General features: G+C 56.7%; 18 protein-coding genes. 16 read left to right on the top strand and 2 right to left on the bottom strand.

The window, feature by feature from the left end:
- The first annotated feature begins 13 nt into the window (after positions 1-13).
- The 13 genes from pilM to ABEH87_RS12645 all read left to right on the top strand — a co-directional run bounded on the left by pilM (position 14) and on the right by ABEH87_RS12645 (position 11,401).
- A complete protein-coding gene (gene pilM / locus ABEH87_RS12705) occupies positions 14-841 on the top strand; it encodes a pilus assembly protein PilM (protein ID WP_346576741.1) in 828 nt (275 codons plus the stop codon).
- On the top strand, positions 841-1,386 hold the full coding sequence (locus ABEH87_RS12700) for a PilN domain-containing protein (RefSeq protein ID WP_346576740.1): 546 nt from the start codon (positions 841-843) through the stop codon (positions 1,384-1,386). Before pilM ends, ABEH87_RS12700 begins: the two co-directional genes overlap by 1 nt.
- Entirely contained in the window at positions 1,383-1,880 is a 498-nt protein-coding gene (locus ABEH87_RS12695; RefSeq protein ID WP_346576739.1) for a hypothetical protein, read from the top strand. The genes ABEH87_RS12700 and ABEH87_RS12695 overlap by 4 nt, the downstream gene beginning before the upstream one ends.
- Complete coding sequence (locus ABEH87_RS12690) at positions 1,870-2,229, top strand: HofP DNA utilization family protein (RefSeq protein ID WP_346576738.1); 360 nt, start codon at positions 1,870-1,872, stop codon at positions 2,227-2,229. The genes ABEH87_RS12695 and ABEH87_RS12690 overlap by 11 nt, the downstream gene beginning before the upstream one ends.
- A complete protein-coding gene (hofQ, locus tag ABEH87_RS12685) occupies positions 2,192-3,436 on the top strand; it encodes a DNA uptake porin HofQ (protein ID WP_346576737.1) in 1,245 nt (414 codons plus the stop codon). The genes ABEH87_RS12690 and hofQ overlap by 38 nt, the downstream gene beginning before the upstream one ends.
- Positions 3,437-3,829: 393 nt before the next feature.
- Entirely contained in the window at positions 3,830-4,351 is a 522-nt protein-coding gene (gene aroK / locus ABEH87_RS12680) for a shikimate kinase AroK (protein ID WP_048917675.1), read from the top strand.
- A 54-nt stretch (positions 4,352-4,405) separates the two neighbouring features.
- Positions 4,406-5,494: a 3-dehydroquinate synthase gene (aroB, locus tag ABEH87_RS12675; protein ID WP_346576736.1), complete on the top strand. Its 1,089-nt coding sequence runs from the start codon at positions 4,406-4,408 to the stop codon at positions 5,492-5,494.
- Between the two features lie 95 nt (positions 5,495-5,589).
- Complete coding sequence (locus ABEH87_RS12670) at positions 5,590-6,582, top strand: SPOR domain-containing protein (RefSeq protein WP_346576735.1); 993 nt, start codon at positions 5,590-5,592, stop codon at positions 6,580-6,582.
- 127 nt (positions 6,583-6,709) lie between these two features.
- On the top strand, positions 6,710-7,531 hold the full coding sequence (dam, locus tag ABEH87_RS12665; protein WP_346577136.1) for an adenine-specific DNA-methyltransferase: 822 nt from the start codon (positions 6,710-6,712) through the stop codon (positions 7,529-7,531).
- Between the two features lie 37 nt (positions 7,532-7,568).
- A complete protein-coding gene (gene rpe, locus ABEH87_RS12660; protein ID WP_062747604.1) occupies positions 7,569-8,255 on the top strand; it encodes a ribulose-phosphate 3-epimerase in 687 nt (228 codons plus the stop codon).
- On the top strand, positions 8,239-8,916 hold the full coding sequence (locus ABEH87_RS12655; protein ID WP_346576734.1) for a phosphoglycolate phosphatase: 678 nt from the start codon (positions 8,239-8,241) through the stop codon (positions 8,914-8,916). Before rpe ends, ABEH87_RS12655 begins: the two co-directional genes overlap by 17 nt.
- A gap of 17 nt (positions 8,917-8,933) precedes the next feature.
- Positions 8,934-9,938: a tryptophan--tRNA ligase gene (gene trpS / locus ABEH87_RS12650; RefSeq protein ID WP_346576733.1), complete on the top strand. Its 1,005-nt coding sequence runs from the start codon at positions 8,934-8,936 to the stop codon at positions 9,936-9,938.
- Between the two features lie 185 nt (positions 9,939-10,123).
- The gene (locus ABEH87_RS12645) at positions 10,124-11,401 is read left to right on the top strand and encodes a cytosine deaminase (protein ID WP_346576732.1); all 1,278 of its coding nucleotides are present in this window, start codon (positions 10,124-10,126) and stop codon (positions 11,399-11,401) included.
- 100 nt (positions 11,402-11,501) lie between these two features.
- Here ABEH87_RS12645 and tsgA read toward each other — a convergent pair whose 3' ends face one another.
- Positions 11,502-12,686, bottom strand: coding sequence for an MFS transporter TsgA (tsgA, locus tag ABEH87_RS12640; RefSeq protein WP_346576731.1), 1,185 nt, complete (start codon positions 12,684-12,686; stop codon positions 11,502-11,504).
- A gap of 277 nt (positions 12,687-12,963) precedes the next feature.
- On the opposite strand from tsgA, the gene ppiA reads away from it, so the two are divergent.
- The 3 genes from ppiA (at position 12,964) to ABEH87_RS12625 (ending at position 15,480) form a co-directional block, all read left to right on the top strand.
- On the top strand, positions 12,964-13,536 hold the full coding sequence (ppiA, locus tag ABEH87_RS12635; RefSeq protein ID WP_346576730.1) for a peptidylprolyl isomerase A: 573 nt from the start codon (positions 12,964-12,966) through the stop codon (positions 13,534-13,536).
- Positions 13,537-13,597: 61 nt separating this feature from the next.
- Positions 13,598-14,176: an aminodeoxychorismate synthase component II gene (locus ABEH87_RS12630; RefSeq protein WP_346576729.1), complete on the top strand. Its 579-nt coding sequence runs from the start codon at positions 13,598-13,600 to the stop codon at positions 14,174-14,176.
- Positions 14,177-14,262: 86 nt separating this feature from the next.
- Positions 14,263-15,480 carry an aspartate aminotransferase family protein gene (locus ABEH87_RS12625; protein WP_346576728.1) on the top strand — a complete coding sequence of 406 codons (1,218 nt, stop codon included), beginning with the start codon at positions 14,263-14,265 and terminating at the stop codon, positions 15,478-15,480.
- A 47-nt stretch (positions 15,481-15,527) separates the two neighbouring features.
- Here ABEH87_RS12625 and ABEH87_RS12620 read toward each other — a convergent pair whose 3' ends face one another.
- Positions 15,528-17,606, bottom strand: a complete 2,079-nt coding sequence (locus tag ABEH87_RS12620) for a YccS/YhfK family putative transporter (protein ID WP_346576727.1) — start codon at positions 17,604-17,606, stop codon at positions 15,528-15,530.
- Positions 17,607-17,615 lie beyond the last annotated feature (9 nt).

The raw sequence follows: 17,615 nt of genomic DNA, 5'->3' as shown, positions 1-17,615 counted from the left end.
GGAGATCGCGTCAATGGCTTTTCAGACATGGCAAGTCGGGCTGGATATTCAAAACGGGCAGCTCTGTGCCCTGGGCATCCAGCGCCGTCGAAACGGCTGGCAACTGCGTCACTGGTGGCAGCATACGTTGCCGCAAGATACGTTAAGAAATGGCCTGGTGCAACGCCCGGACGCCATCGTGGCATTGCTGCAACGCTGGCGGCGACAGCTCCCCTCCCGCATCTCACTGCGCGTAGGCTTTCCCCCACAGCTGGTGATGCAGCGTCAGGTCACGTTGCCCACTTTGCAATTACGTGAACCCGATCGTAGCAGCTACATCGTGGCGGCGGCGAGACGATTTTTCCCAATCGCACCGGAAGCGCTGGCGCTGGACTACCGCAGCGGCAGCGGTGAGGAGGCGGCGGTCTATCTGACGGCGGCGCGCCGGGAGGCATTGCAAAACTGGCTGGACTGCCTGCACCAGGCGTCACTGACACCTGACGTGCTGGAGCTGACGCCAGGCGCGCTCTGTGCGCTGGCCCAGGCGCTGGGTCTGGATGCCCCGGCGGCGCTGGTTCACCGGCTCAGCGATCACTGGCTGTGGTACGCACCAGACGCGACGGAGCAGACCTGGGGCTGGTGTACGCTCGAAGAGGCCGCAGATTTCGGCGCATTGCAGCAGCGTTATCTGCAGCAGTGTGGTGATATCTGGTACAGCTCTGCCCTGGCAGAGGCGCGACCGGAAGGAACACATGCCCTGATGCCGCTGGCAGCATTGCAGTGCTATCAGCCGCCGCTGCCCGTCTGCGACGGCACTTTTTCCCTTGCTGCCGGGCTGGCATTACGCCCGCATGACTGCTGATGGTCTGGGTTAATTTACTGCCCTGGCGGCAGGCAGCCCTGCAAAAACGCAGGCGGATCTGGCGGCGGCTGGGCGCACTGATGCTGCTGTTGCTGGCCGTCTTTTTGCTAAGGGGGCAGTGGCAGCGCCAGCTTAATCAGCAGCAGGCCGTCACGCAGCACCTGTGGCAGCAGGCGCTGGGCGGCGTGGCAGCGCTCAGCGGGCGATTAAATACGGCGCAACAGCAGCTAAAGCAGCTGCAGTTACAGAGGGAAAAACAACAGCGCCGTCAGCAGCAGTTAGCGCAGTGGCATGATTTTGCACGTCGGCTTGGCGCGGTTTTCCCGCCGGATATCTGGCTGAATGCCCTGCATAAAACCCCACAAAACCTGACGCTGAATGGAACCGGCAACAGCATCCAGCACCTGCATCAGCTGCGCGATCGGTTAAGTGAGTTCCCTCTGTTTGAACAGGTGGTACTGGGGGGCATTGAGCGCACCCGCAGCGGAGACATGACCTTTGCCATGCAGGCCACATTGATCGCTCATGGGGACGTAAGTGAATGACGTATCGGGCGCTGACGGACGGGTTGCTGCGGGGAGTATGGGGGCAACTGACCTGTTTTTTCGCCATAACACTCTTGCTGACCCTGTTGCTGTGGTCCTTCTGGTGGCATCCCATACAGCGGGAGCAACAGCGCCTGGCCCAGCAATCCCGACTGCAAAGCCAGCGCTACCGCCAGCAGCTGCACGCTTTGCGCACCCTCCCCTCACTGGCTGCTCTACAGCGGCAGACTGAGCACCTGCAACACCAGCTCCGGCCGGCGACGCCCGTGGCATTTTCTCTGCCAGCCATGCTGGAGGCCAGCGGTGCCGTGCTGGAATACTGGCATCCCGTTGGGAAGGGCGGCGAACTGGCACTGCATCTTGAGTGGTCACAGTTTATCGCGCTGCTGAATTATCTCTCTTCCCTTCAGCCTGTGCTGCCGATCCCTCGTTTTAGTCTGCAACACGATGCGCAGCAGCTGCGGCTGGTCATGGAGCTGACGGATGAACACTAAATATGCCTGGGGTCTGCTGCTGCTGGCCTTAAACGGCTGGGCCCGTGACCCGTTTTTCCCTCCTGGTGAGCAGCGCTGCCAGACCACGGTGCCGGCTGAGCTGGAGTGGCGTTTACTGGGCATCATTGGCCGTGGGCCGCGTTATGACGCCTGGCTGCGCTCACCTGAGGGGACATTACAGCGGCAACAGCCCGGTAGCCGACTGTCTGATACGAACTGGCGAGTCGCCCGCGTTGAGGAATGGGCGGTCACTCTTACCCCGATACAGGACTGCCAGACGCCGCTGCGGCTGGCACTAAAAGGACGACAAAATGCTCAGAACGATTTGCCTGTGGCTGGCGCTGATTAGCCCGGTATGCGCAAGCGAAGCTCCGTTATCACTGGCCTTTGATGCGGCACCGGTCGCGCAGATTTTACAGGCCCTGGCCGATTATCAACAGCTTAACCTGATGGTCGCGCCTGGGGTTGAGGGGACACTTTCGCTCCGTTTAAAACAGGTTCCCTGGCAGCAGGCTTTGCAGCTGGTGTTGAAAATGGCGCGGCTGACTTCTGAACGGCAGGGGAATGTGCTGCTGATCTTTCCGGCGGGCTGGCAGCAGGATGAACAACATCAGCTCGCTGCGCGTCAGGAAGCTCACCAACAGACGCTGCCGTTACATAACCGCACGATTGTTCTCCGGCATGCGGAGGCGGTGGCGGTAGAGGCCAGCCTGCAACAGGAACGTGCGCGTCTGATGACGGCGCGTGGAAGCGTAACCCTGGACAGCCGTACCAACAGCCTTTTGCTGCGCGATATTGACAGTGCGCTGGCGCAGACGGAACGCTGGGTGCGCCAGCTGGATGTGCCGCTGGCTCAGATTGAGCTGGCCGCGCAAATTGTCACCATCAGTGAAGAAAATCTGCGTGAAATCGGGGTTAACTGGGGGCTGAGTGGGGCAGAGCAGGTGTCAGACGCGCTGCGAGCCAGCCAGCTGCGCGTGGATCTGGGGGTTGGGCACGCTGCGGGCGTCGCTGGGTTAACACTGGCCCGGCTGGATGGCCGCCTGTTGGATCTTGAGCTGAGTGCGCTGCAACGAGAGCAGCAGGCGGATATTATCGCCAGCCCGCGCCTGATGACTTCCCATCAGCAGACGGCCAGTATTAAGCAGGGGACAGAAATCCCCTATGAGGTCGCGACCGGTAACAGTGGTTCAACCACGATGGAATTCAAAGAGGCGATGCTCGGCATGGAAGTCACCCCTGTCGTTCAGGCCAGTGGTCGTATTTTACTGAAATTACATATTTCTCAGAATATGCCGGGCCGGAACATGCGAAGTGGGGATAACGAGGTGCTGACCATCGATAAGCAGGAGATGAATACCCAGGTGATGGTGAAAGATGGACAAACCCTGGCGCTGGGGGGGATCTTCCAGCAACAAAGCGGCTCAGGGCGGACAAAAGTGCCTTTATTCGGCGATATCCCGCTGCTGGGCGGGCTGTTTCGTCACGATGTTCGTGAGCAAAAAAGGCGAGAATTGGTGATCTTCATCACGCCGAGATTGATTCGTAGCGATTAATGCGTTTTTTCAGGCAAACTGGAGAACCTGCATGTTTTTTCCGGAATTGCTGACAGTTGCGTTTGACGCAAGGGCGGAATTAGCTTACAAGGTTTAGCGATTTTGAATTACGGGCCAGGTGCCCTTAGCAGCGAATGCTTTTTAACCGTTTTTTATCGTGCGCAACCGGCGTAGCCGATGCAACCACATCCGGCTGATAAATGAAGCGGACTGAAACGCGCCAAAATATTGCGTGCAATGGGCAAGGTAAATTTAATCGGTTGCCAAAACACCTTCAGTGTTGAGATAATTTTTAGTCTGACTCTCGCACTATCGCTCATGAGGTTTCAGTTCATGTCCTGCCTGGTTTAAGGCGGGGTATCATTAACGAATTGTCTTAGTAATACCGAAAAAATGGCAGAGAAACGCAATATCTTTCTGGTTGGGCCTATGGGTGCCGGCAAAAGCACTATTGGGCGTCAGTTAGCTCAACAACTCAATATGGAATTTTTCGATTCCGATCAAGAAATTGAGCGTCGTACCGGAGCGGATGTGGGCTGGGTTTTTGACGTCGAAGGCGAAGAAGGTTTCCGCGATCGCGAAGAAAAAATCATTAACGAACTCACTGAAAAGCAGGGCATTGTGTTGGCGACAGGTGGCGGTTCCGTCAAGTCGCGCGAAACGCGCAATCGTCTCTCCGCCCGTGGCGTAGTGGTTTATCTTGAAACGACTATCGAAAAGCAACTGGCACGTACACAGCGCGACAAAAAACGTCCGTTGCTGCAGGTGGATTCTCCACCGCGTGAAGTGCTGGAAGCATTAGCCGATGAACGCAATCCTATGTACGAAGAGATTGCTGACGTAACCATCCGCACTGACGATCAGAGTGCGAAAGTGGTGGCTAACCAAATTATCAATATGTTGGAAAAGAGCTAAGTCTTGCTCTGAAGGCCCACGCTGTGGGCACAGCAAAAAAGGTGATACAGCGTCATGGAGAGGATTAACGTAACTCTTGGGGAGCGCAGTTACCCCATTACCATCGCCGCCGGGTTGTTTGCAGATCCGGCTTCTTTTTGGCCGCTTAAAGCGGGCGATCAGGTCATGCTGGTAACCAACCAGACGCTGGCTCCTCTCTATCTTGACTCACTACGTTCCCGCCTTGAAGGCATGGGCGTGGTGGTCGATCAGGTCATCCTGCCCGATGGCGAGCAGTTTAAAACGCTGAGCGTGATGGACCAGGTCTTTACCGCTCTTTTATCCCGGCCTCACGGACGCGATACGACCCTGGTGGCCCTGGGTGGCGGTGTGATTGGCGATTTAACCGGGTTTGCCGCTGCCAGCTATCAGCGTGGCGTGCGTTTTATCCAGGTGCCAACCACACTGCTCTCTCAGGTGGACTCCTCCGTCGGCGGTAAAACTGGGGTTAACCACCCACTAGGCAAGAATATGATCGGGGCGTTTTATCAACCGGCCTCGGTGGTGATCGATCTCCATTGCCTGCAAACACTGCCCGCGCGTGAGCTTGCTTCCGGGCTGGCTGAAGTGATCAAATACGGCATTATTCTCGACGGGGAGTTTTTCACCTGGCTGGAAAATAATCTGGACGCGCTGCTGGCGCTGGATACCCGCGCAATGGCGTACTGTATCCGCCGCTGCTGTGAGTTGAAAGCTGAGGTCGTTGCGGCTGATGAACATGAGCACGGCCAGCGCGCGTTGCTGAATCTTGGGCATACCTATGGCCATGCTATTGAAGCCCATATGGGTTATGGCAACTGGCTGCATGGTGAAGCGGTGGCCGCCGGGATGGTCATGGCGGCGCGCAATGCCGAACGCCTGGGGCAGTTCAGTTCCCAGGATACCGACCGTATCATCGCGCTGTTGCAGCGTGCAGGGTTACCTGTACACGGGCCGGAAACGATGGCTGCTGCTGACTATCTACCGCATATGCTGCGCGATAAAAAAGTTCTGGCGGGCAAGCTGCGGCTGGTGCTTCCGCTGGCAATCGGTAAAGCCGAAGTGCGCAGCGGTGTGCCACATGATATGGTTCTGGCATCGATTCAGGATTGCCAGAAGCCGTAACGACTATCTGAGGCCAGGCATCCTGGCCACTATTTCTGCTGTATTTGCCGTTCACAGGGTTTGAGCGGCATCGCCGCTCTATGGGAGGGGGTTAAATGGACGAGTTTAAACCGGAAGACGAGTTAAAACCTGACACCAGCGACCGCCGACCAACGCGGTCTCGTAAAACGTCTTCTGCGCCAAAAGTACCTGTGTCCCGTCAGCATATGATGATGGGTATTGGTATTCTGGTGCTGTTATTGCTGGTACTGGGTATTGGTTCTGCGCTGAAATCGCCGGACAGTGCCCCGACGCAGAAGCCTGCAACGCCAGCGGGTAACGCGAACACCAGCGGCAACGGCAGCGGCGAGAAAAATATCGACCTGTCAGGCTCCTCATCAATGAGTGGCCAGGGTCAGCCTGTGACCTCAGAAAACCCCCCTCCGGCGAACACGGATACATCCGCTTCTCCGCAGAATGTGGGTGTCCCACCAATATCGCCGACGCCGACAGAAGCACCGCCGGTGCAGACTCCGCCTGACCAGCAGCGTATTGAGCTGCCGGGCGATCTGAACAGCGCGCTGAGCAATCAGCAGGGGCAGGTTGATGCCGCCGCGCAGGCGGGTCAGGGCGGTTCTTCACTGCCGACCGGCGCGGCCACGGTCGCACCGGGTGCAGCGACGCCACGCGCTACAGCCAGCAAGCCGGTTACCGCACCACGGCCGACAGCGACACACCAGAATAAACCCGTTGCCCATACACCTGCAGCCAGTAAACCTGCGGTGAAAGAGAGCAAGCCAGCGGCAACGGCCAGCCATAGCGGTACGGCCAGCCGCAGCGGTTCAACCCCTGGTGGTAACTACACGTTGCAACTCAGTAGTGCATCGCGTTCTGACACGCTGAATGCCTGGGCGAAAAAACAGAATCTGAGCGGTTACCACGTCTATCAGACCACCCGTAACGGGCAACCCTGGTATGTGCTGGTGAGTGGCTCTTATGCCACCTCTGCTGACGCGAAGCGCGCTGTCGCCACGCTTCCGGCAGCCGTTCGTGCTCAAAATCCGTGGGTTAAGCCGGTCAGCCAGGTGAAAAAAGAAGCGGGTAAATAATCATTCTCAGCCGGGGCAACCCGGCTTTCCCTGAAGTGTGTGCGTACCGCTGGTGCGCAGAGCATTCAAAGCGCAGATATGCTGTCGGTGTAACCACAGCCTGATGAGTAAAGTAATTAACGACGGCATGAAAAAAAATCGCGCTTTTTTGAAGTGGGCAGGTGGTAAGTACCCGCTGCTCGATGATATCCGACGCCATCTCCCGGAAGGGGATTGTTTGATCGAACCCTTCGTCGGGGCGGGTTCGGTATTCCTCAATACGCAGTATTCCAGGTACATTCTCGCTGACATTAATAGCGATCTGATCAATCTCTACAACATCGTCAAAGAGCGTACCGATGAATTCGTCGCGGACGCTCGTGAGCTCTTTGTTCCTGAAGCGAACGAGTCGACGGTGTATTACGCCTATCGCAAAGAATTCAATCTGTGCCGTGACGACTATCGCCGCGCGGTGCTGTTTTTGTATCTTAACCGGCACTGTTATAACGGCCTGTGCCGCTATAACCTGAGCGGTGAGTTCAACGTGCCATTTGGCCGCTACCGTAAACCTTACTTCCCGCAGGATGAACTCTACTGGTTTGCCGAGCGTGCGCAGCAGGCGATCTTTGTCTGTGAATCCTACGATGTTACGCTGGGAAAAGCGCAACAGGGCGCGGTAGTTTATTGCGATCCGCCTTATGCGCCGCTGTCTGCCACAGCCAATTTTACGGCATATCACACGAATAGTTTCACCATGCGCGAACAACAGCATCTGGCCGAACTGGCTACGATGTTGGCGCAGGAGAGCAGCATTACCGTGCTGATCTCCAATCATGACACCCCGCTTACGCGAGAGTGGTATCAGGCTGCGACCAGGCTGCACGAAATCAAAGTGCGCCGTTCAATCAGCAGTATTGGCGGAAGCCGCCTCAAGGTTAATGAACTGCTGGCGCTGTATACGGGCCGGTGATGAGAGCCTGACATCAGGCACAACCAGGGAGAAACGGATGAAACAGTTTTTAATTGCCCCATCAATTCTTTCCGCAGACTTTGCCCGCCTGGGTGAAGACACCGCCAAAGCGCTGGCTGCCGGTGGTGATGTGGTGCATTTCGATGTGATGGATAATCATTACGTTCCTAACCTCACAATGGGCCCGATGGTCCTGAAAGCCCTGCGCGATTACGGTGTGACGGCACCGATTGACGTGCATCTGATGGTGAAACCGGTTGACCGTCTGGTACCTGATTTTGCTAAAGCCGGTGCCAGCTATATCACTTTCCATCCTGAAGCCTCTGAGCATGTTGACCGCACTTTACAGCTGATCAAAGAACACGGCTGCAAAGCGGGTCTGGTGCTTAACCCGGCGACGCCGCTCAGTATTCTCGATTATGTGATGGATAAACTTGATGTGATCCTGCTGATGTCGGTTAATCCGGGCTTTGGCGGTCAGTCGTTTATTCCCGGTACGCTGAACAAACTGCGCCAGGTGCGCAAGCTGATCGACCAGAGCGGTTACGACATCCGTCTGGAAGTGGATGGTGGCGTTAAAGTGGATAACATTGGCGAGATTGCGGCGGCAGGTGCGGATATGTTCGTCGCCGGCTCGGCTATTTTCGGTCATCCGGATTACAAAAAAGTGATCGACGATATGCGCACCGAACTGGAGAAGTCCCGTCATGGCGCATTTCACTAATGTCCGTGCGCTGGCCTTTGACCTTGACGGCACGCTGACCGACAGCGCGCCTGGCCTGGCCCGCGCCGTTGATGGCGCGCTCAGCGCGCTGGATCTGCCGGCCGCCGGGATTGAGCGTGTCTCAACCTGGATTGGCAACGGCGCGGATGTGTTGATTGAACGAGCCCTGACCTGGGCACTGGGCCACCCCCCGGAAGCCGGTCTGCTGCACGATGCGCGCGTGCTGCTGGACCAGCATTACGCCTCGCACGTTGATGGCGGCAGCCTGCTCTATCCGCACGTCAAAGAGACGCTGGCAGCGCTCGCTAAGCACGCGCTGCCGATGGCGCTGGTGACCAATAAACCTACGCCGTTTGTCGCTCCGCTGCTGGCATCCCTGGGCATTGCTGAGTATTTCTCGCTGATCATCGGCGGCGATGATGTGGTGGCGAAGAAGCCCCATCCGGCTCCGCTATTCCTTGTGCTGGGCACATTTGGGCTGTTGCCGGGTGAGTTAGTGTTTGTCGGTGACTCCCGCAATGATATTCTGGCAGCACAGGCGGCAGGATGTCCCTGTATCGGTCTGACCTACGGCTATAACTACGGTGAATCAATCGCCACCAGTAAACCGGACGTCACGCTCGATCACTTTAACGATTTGTTGCCCGCACTCGGGCTGTAATTATTCAGGACGGAAAAATGAGCAAACCCATCGTATTTAGCGGCGCACAGCCTTCAGGTGAACTGACCATCGGTAACTATATGGGTGCGCTGCGTCAGTGGGTACAGATGCAGGATGACTATCACTGCATTTACTGCATTGTCGATTTGCACGCCATCACCGTACGCCAGGACCCGCAGGCTCTGCGTAAAGCCACGCTGGACACGCTGGCGCTTTACCTTGCCTCTGGCATCGACCCGCAGAAGAGCACTATCTTCGTCCAGTCGCACGTGCCGGAACATACCCAGCTCGGTTGGATCCTCAATTGCTACACCTACTTCGGTGAGCTGAGCCGCATGACCCAGTTCAAGGACAAGTCGGCGCGCTTTGAGGAGAATATCAATGCCGGTCTGTTTGATTATCCGGTACTGATGGCCGCCGATATCTTACTGTATCAGACCACTCAGGTGCCGGTCGGTGAAGACCAGAAGCAGCATCTGGAACTGAGCCGCGATATCGCTTCGCGCTTTAACGCGCTGTATGGCGATATCTTCAAAGTGCCTGAGCCGTTTATCCCGAAATCCGGCGCGCGCGTGATGTCGCTGCTGGAGCCAACCAAAAAGATGTCCAAGTCTGATGATAACCGCAACAACGTTATCGGTCTGCTGGAAGATCCTAAGTCGGTGGTGAAGAAGATTAAGCGGGCGATGACCGACGGCGATGAGCCACCGGTCGTGCGTTACGACGTGAAAGAGAAGCCGGGCGTGTCGAACCTGCTGGACATTCTGTCAGGCGTTACCGGTAAGCCCGTTGCCGAGCTGGAAGCGGAGTTTGCCGGTCAGATGTATGGTCACCTGAAAGGGGCCGTTGCCGACGCAGTATCACAGATGTTAAGCGAACTGCAGGAGCGCTATCACCGTTACCGTAACGATGAAGCCTTCCTTGAGCAGGTGTTACGTGACGGCGCGGCAAAAGCCCGTGCGCAGGCGCAGGATACCCTGAAAAAGGTGTATGAAGCTGTCGGCTTCGTCGCACAGCCTTAACCGGTTTTGCCGGGGGCGATCTTTTTTGCGATCGCCGCTGCCCGGCGGAAACTGTCGGTACGGGTCGACCGCAACAAATGGTCGACCCCTACGGCAGTTTAAAGCAATAAATCCCCCAGACCTCTCCTCCAGACACGGTGAACAGTGATAGTGTTAACGCATCTCATCGATAATGGAGGGCTGCCATGCAAGCCGAATTACAGTGGATTAACCATGTTCGCCTGCCGCAGCGAGAAGGGCTGTGGCAGATTGAGATCCGGCAGGGCAGGATTGCAGGCATCGTGCCGCAGCCCACGGCCTGTGCCCGTGGGGAAGCGCTGGATGCTGAAAGCGGGCTGGCCATTCCCCCTTTTATTGAACCGCATATTCATCTGGATACCACCCAGACCGCCGGTGAACCCGCGTGGAATCAGTCAGGCACGCTGTTTGAGGGCATTGAGCGTTGGGCAGAGCGCAAGGCGCTGCTGACTCACGAAGACGTAAAGCAGCGCGCCCGTCAGACGCTGAAGTGGCAGATTGCCAACGGCATTCAGCATGTCCGTACCCACATTGATGTTTCCGACCCCTCGCTGACGGCGCTGAAGGCGATGCTGGAAGTGAAGCAGGAGATGGCGCCCTGGGTGGAGATTCAGCTGGTGGCCTTCCCGCAGGAGGGGATCCTCTCTTATCCAGATGGTGAAGCGCTGCTGGAACAGGCATTACAGCTGGGTGCCGATGTGGTCGGGGCGATACCGCACTTTGAGTTCACCCGCGAATATGGCGTTGAGTCACTGCACCGCACTTTCGCGCTGGCGCAGAAGTATCAGCGGATGGTGGATGTTCACTGCGATGAAATAGATGATGAGCAGTCGCGCTTTGTCGAAACCGTCGCCGCGCTGGCGCTGCGTGAAAAGATGGGCGCGCGCGTGACGGCCAGCCATACCACGGCGATGCACTCCTATAACGGCGCTTACACCTCACGTCTGTTTCGCCTGCTGAAGCTCTCCGGGATTAACTTTGTGGCGAACCCGCTGGTGAATATTCATCTGCAGGGGCGTTTTGACACCTATCCGAAACGCCGGGGCATTACCCGGGTGAAAGAGATGCTGGAAGCCGATATTAATGTCTGCTTCGGCCACGATGATGTGTTTGACCCCTGGTATCCGCTCGGAACGGCCAGCATGTTGCAGGTGCTGCATATGGGAATGCACGTCTGCCAGCTGATGGGCTACGAGCAGCTGGATGCGGGGCTAAAGCTGATCACCTCCTTCAGCGCCAGAACACTCCAGCTGAAGGATTACGGTATTGAGATCGGCAACAGCGCCAGTCTGGTGATCCTGCCTGCGGAGAGCGGCTTTGACGCGTTACGGCGTCAGGTGCCTGCCCGTTACTCCATCCGCCACGGGCGGGTGATAGCCGAAACGGTGCCCGCTACCAGTACCATCCATCTGGATGAAAGCGAAAAGGTGGATTTCAAACGATAAAACCGCCGTACGGGGCGACCTTTTTTTCCGGTCGCCCCGTGCCGATGATTTGCAACGGAATTCGGACAGACTGCAAAAGACGGTCTGTCCGAATCAGATTTTAATGCGAACCCATATGTCCGTGCAGTTTGTGCTTGCTGACAAAGCCCAGCAGCAGACACATGACAAACACCACGGCGTACAGTCCGTTAGCGGTGGCCAGCGCCGCATGTGCGCCGCCTTTCTCCACGATCGGCCCGGTGACCACGAAGGTCAGCATGGTGCCGACGGTACCGCATGTCAGGATGAAGTTCACCAGCTTCGGTGAGGCTACTTTGGTCTGCAGCGAACCGAGCGTGATGATGGTGGTATAGATAGCGCTGGAGAAGAAGCCCAGGCTCATCATGATCCACTTCAGCATTGAGGCATCACTGGCGGAAATAAACCAGTACATCAGCGCCGTCGCTGCCAGTGCCAGCACCGTGAGAATACGCTGAGGATCGAAGAAGCGCAGAATGGCGCTGAAGGCCCACATACCGATCATATACGCGGTCCAGAAGTTACCCACCAGACTACCGGCCTGACCGATATCCATACCCATCGTTTTGGTTGCATACAGCGGCACCCAACCGATAAAGCCAAGCTGGCCGAGGATATAACAGAGCGCGGCCACCGACAGCAGGCCCACGCCGATACCCCATTTCTCTTTCACTACCGGCTCGCCGCTGGCGGCTTTTTTTCCCAGTACCGGGAATTCGAAGCACAGTGTCAGAATAAAGATCGCCACGTAGATGACGCCGATGCAGGCATACACCCAGTACCATGGCAGAGAGCGTGCGAGAATGGCGGCGGCAATAATTGGGAAAATCGTCCCGGCCATGCTGAAGAAGGAGTCGGTAAACAGCAGGCGGGAACCACGCTGACGCCCTTCATACAGATGAGTGATCAGGAACGTACCGATGGACATGGTAATACCGCTGACGACCCCGAGAACAAACATACACAGGGAGAAGACGGTAAGACTATGGCTGTTCATCAGCCCGAGTACCGCCAGCACCATCAGCACAAAGCCGAAGATCAGCTGACGCTTCAGTGGGACAATTTCCATCAGCCAGGCGTTAAGAAATACCGCCAGCAGAATACCGGCATTCAGGAAGGTAAAGGTGTTGCTCATCTGAGCAACGGGCAGCTGGAAATAAGCAGCAATATCCTCCAGTACCATACCGGTGACGATAACCACTGCACCGGTCAGCGCATAGGAGAAGAAGCTGATCCAGGTAAGCCCGATTCGATCGCGATTTGTCATAGTGGAAACCTGTGTGAAAGAGATGTTTGTCGAGCGGAATGCCCGTACCAGACAGGGTGAGTTTAACGATATTCGTGATCTGCTTAAATCTTTACTGAAACTAATATTTTCATATTTCATTCATAACGTGATCATAATCACCATTTTGCCTTATTCGGTAACGTTTGCTTTCAGATAGTTGCCGCGTAAATAAAGGTAAAACGCTGGCGCGTTGTCAGGCGCCTCTTTACAATTAGCGTTGTTTTTATGGTTTGTTGCACTCAGTAAGGAATCTTTCATGTTGAAACGTACGTTGACCGCGGTGGCGACCGTTCTCGCGCTGTCTTCCATTTCTGCCTCCGCCATTGCTGCGAAGGGGGATACGCACGTGCTGCTGACCACTTCCGCAGGCGTTATTGAACTGGAATTAAACAACCAGAAAGCACCGGTATCGGTGAATAATTTTGTTGATTACGTGAATAGTGGTTTTTATAACAACACCATTTTTCACCGCGTGATCCCAGGCTTTATGTTGCAGGGCGGTGGCTTCACCGCCGATATGCAGCAGAAACAGCCTAAACCTCCGATCAAAAATGAAGCCGATAACGGCTTGCTGAACAAACGCGGCACCATCTCGATGGCGCGTACCGCTGAGAAGGACAGTGCCACCAGCCAGTTCTTTATCAACGTTGCCGATAATGCTTTCCTCGATCACGGCCAGCGTGATTTCGGTTACGCCGTCTTCGGTAAAGTGGTGAAAGGCATGGACATTGCCGATAAGATCGCTCAGGTTCCGACCAAAACCTTCGGCCCTTACCAGAATGTCCCGGAAAAGCCGGTTGTCATTCTCTCTGCCAAAGTGCTGCCATAATCTCGCTTCTGGCACCTCTGTCAGGGCCGCCTGTTGGCGGCCCTGTTGTTACGGACCCTCCATGCTACTGCTGATCGACAATTACGACTCCTTCACCTGGAACCTTTACCAGTATTTTTCTGAGCTGGGGGCGGAGGTGTGTGTGCGCCGCAATGATGACATCACCCTCGACGACATCGCCGCGCTGGCTCCTCAGCATCTGGTGATCTCCCCTGGCCCCTGTACGCCCAATGAGGCCGGGATCTCGCTGGCCGCTATCCGTCATTTCGCCGGTAAAGTGCCGGTGCTCGGCGTTTGTCTGGGCCATCAGGCGATAGCACAGGCGTTAGGTGCGCGCGTGGTGCGCGCGCGCAAGGTGATGCATGGTAAAACGTCGATGATTGAGCACCGCGATGCCGGCGTGTTTGCCGGGCTGAATCATCCGCTCACGGTCACGCGCTATCATTCACTGATTGTTGAAACCGCCAGCCTCCCTGCCGAATGTGAAGTCACCGCCTGGACGGTAGACGATGACGGGCAGCCCGATGAGATTATGGGCTTTCGCCACCGGACGCTGCCGCTGGAAGGCGTGCAGTTTCACCCGGAAAGCATCCTCAGCGAGCAGGGGCATCAGCTTCTGGATAATTTCCTCCGGCGTTGATTAATGTTTGCCTTTTAGTGACTTTCTATGCATATTTTATGACTATATTTTCACTTTTCTGAAAAGATTAAATGGCGAGGTAGTGAATGGCGGCGGAAAAATTAGCGGTAACACGCGCAACGTTTGATGAGGTGATTTTGCCTGTTTATGCACCAGCACAGTTTGTGCCGGTCAAAGGCAAAGGCAGCCGCGTGTGGGATCAGCAGGGTAAAGAGTATATTGATTTCTCCGGCGGCATTGCGGTAACGGCGCTGGGACATTGCCATCCGGCCCTGGTTGAGGCGTTAAAAACGCAGGGAGAAACCCTGTGGCACACCAGCAATGTTTTCACTAACGAGCCGGCCCTGCGCCTGGCCACCAAACTGATTAATGCCACTTTCGCCGAGCGCGTGTTCTTTGCTAACTCCGGCGCGGAAGCCAACGAAGCGGCGTTTAAGCTGGCCCGTTACTACGCGACCAAGCGCCACAGTCCGTTCAAAAGCAAAATCATTGCCTTCCACAATGCCTTCCACGGCCGTACGCTGTTTACGGTGTCCGTCGGCGGTCAGCCGAAATACTCCGATGGCTTCGGGCCAAAACCGGCGGATATCGTGCATGTGCCGTTTAACGATCTGGCGGCGGTCAAAGCGGTGATCGACGATCACACCTGCGCTATCGTGGTGGAGCCGATTCAGGGGGAGGGCGGCGTTATGCCGGCAACGCCTGAGTTTATGCAGGGTCTGCGTCAGCTTTGTGATGAACATAATGCATTGCTGGTGCTGGATGAAGTACAGAGCGGGATGGGGCGCAGCGGTAAGCTGTTTGCGCACGAGCATTATGGCGTACAGCCGGATATTCTGACCACTGCGAAAGCGCTGGGCGGCGGTTTCCCGGTCAGTGCCATGCTGACCACCAACGAGATTGCCTCCGTCATGGCACCCGGCGTACACGGCACCACTTACGGCGGTAACCCGCTGGCCTGTGCGGTGGCAGAAGCGGCGCTGGACATCATCAACACCCCAGCCGTGCTGGACGGCGTGGCGCAACGGCGTCAGCTGTTCGTCGCGGCGCTGGAGGCGCTGGATGCCCGTTTCGATCTGTTCAGCGATATCCGGGGTAAAGGGCTGCTGATTGGTGCGGCGCTGAAATCACAGCATGCCGGTAAAGCGCGCGATATCCTTAACGCTGCGGCAGAAGCGGGTGTGATGGTGCTGGTGGCAGGGACTGACGTGATACGCTTTGCGCCGTCGCTGGTGATTGAGCCGGCCGATATTGCCGAAGGCATGGCGCGCTTCGCGACCGCCGTCGAAAACGTACTGAACTGATCGCCCGACCCCAGGGGCGACCTTTTTTCCGATCGCCCCCGGGGTATTTACGATGATTTCCCCAACCGCCGTAACAGCCAGCGACCGTGATGCGGGCGCTGGCTCCAGGTCAGTGACGAGATGGTGTGCATCACGCTGAGATGGCCCAGGATCCGTTTGACATGCCGTTCCATAATCGTCACCGGACCCTGATGGAAATCTTCCGGCGCGTCCAGCACGTTACTCCCTGAATCGGGCCCGTCATATTCCAGGCGCTGCTGACAGCGCTGCAGGGCGATTTCACATGACTGTAAATAGCGCTCCGCCAGCGACGGGGTCAGCATGGTGTGTTCACGCGCCAGGATGGTCATGGCGTTGATATGTTCAACAATAAACTGGCTGTGCGTTACCCACAGCTGCATATCAGACAGATAGCGGGAATTAAAGCCCGGCTCCTGCATCGCCTGATGCAGTGAGTTAAACAGCGCATTATGTGCCTGATTGACCCGCATCCGCTGGTACGCCAGCTTCACCGCCTCCTGCTCACTGCCCAGCAGCATCTGCAGGGCTTCCTGATAGGTTTCCAGCGCGTCGTGCGCATTCTGACGCATCAACCCGCTCTGCCACTGCGGCCACAGCCAGATCATGCCGGCAAACGCAATCAGACAGCCTATCAGCGTATCCAGCAGGCGCGGCACCAGGAACTGCGCCCCGTTGAGGGACAGCAATTGCAGCGAATAAACGGTGGTGACGGTAAATCCAATCGTGGCCCAGCCGTAAAATTTACGGATAAACAGGTAGCTCACCAGGGTGATGGCCAGCATGATCAGCAGCACCCAGGACTCCGGGACATGCAGGCCCAGCGTGGTGGCGGCAATCACCAGCCCGGCCAGCGTACCCAGCGCTCTGTGCTGAATACGTACCCTGGTGGCGCTGTAACCATTAAGGCTGACAAACATCACTGTCATCAGGATCCAGTAAGGCTTCGGCAGGTTAAAGAACAGTGCCAGAGAGCTGGCAAAGGTCAGCATAACGGCATAGCGTGCGGCGGTGCGCAGGGCCGAGGATTTCAGCGACAGGTAGCTTTTCAGCGCGGGAAGCAGCGGCAGGCGGCGCTGGCGGTCGGCCATCAGGTCGCGACGGTACAGCGGGCGCTGGGTGCGTAGTACCCGTGCAATGCGGCTGAAGTGGTAGTAACAAAAGTTACCCACCGGGTTATCCGGATGCTGACGGGCGATTTTCTCCAGCGCCTGCAGCGGTTTGTCCATGGTGAAACGTTGCGCAAAACGGTGGTAGAGAATGTCATCCGCCAGCACCCGCAGCCGGGCGGCAATGGTCTGGGCATTCCAGCGGATCACCGCCTCAGCGTGGCTCTGCTCCACCAGTTTCTGCACTTCTTCCGGCTGATGCAGACTGACCGCAATGTGTTCCTGTAAGTCGAGTGCCACCTGAAACGCCCGCGTCAGGCGCTGATAGTGGTTATCGCGGCTGGCGGACAGCATATGCATCTGCTGGTAGCAGGTGTTAATCAGATCGACCGCTTTCTGCTGGCGTGCCAGCAGCGGCGGCAGGGCAGTTTCCGGGTCAGTCAGTCGGGTGAGCAGGGTGTATTTGGCGTCGCAGTAGTCGGCCAGCTCGCGGTATAGCAGACTGAGGGTTTCGCGCATCGGCTGCTCTTTCCACAGCCAGAACCAGAACCAGTTAAATGCGCCGTACCAGACGGTGCCAAGAATATACAACAGCGGTGGCTGCCACATCGGCATCCGCCCGGCAAGGCTGAGGGTGAAGATGGCAGCGATCAGAGAAGCGGGTAACAGACGGCCATGAAGCGGACTGATTTCACCGGTCACGCCCAGCAATAATGCCATGACCAGCAGGATCACCGGCAGCGGCACGCCTTCGGCTCCGGCGTACTGGATTAAAAAACTGCTGAAGGCGAACAGTCCACCGCCCACTATCAGGCGTTTAAAGAAGCGTTTGTGCGGGGTATCAAGACCGGCGTTATTACAGCAGGCAGGCACCAAAGAGAACAGCAGACCGCTTTGCAGTTCACCCAGCATCCAGCCAATGGCCACAGGTAAACACAGCACCAGCGTTTGCCTGAGCGCATAGTTAACTTCGGGATGATAGATGATTCGCCGCCACATGATCCACAC

The sequence above is a fragment of the Erwinia sp. Eh17-17 genome (assembly GCF_039675725.1).
In the GTDB taxonomy this organism is placed as follows: domain Bacteria; phylum Pseudomonadota; class Gammaproteobacteria; order Enterobacterales; family Enterobacteriaceae; genus Erwinia.
The sequence above is the reverse complement of the archived record's forward strand: the minus strand, read 5'-3'. Positions and strand labels throughout refer to the sequence as shown.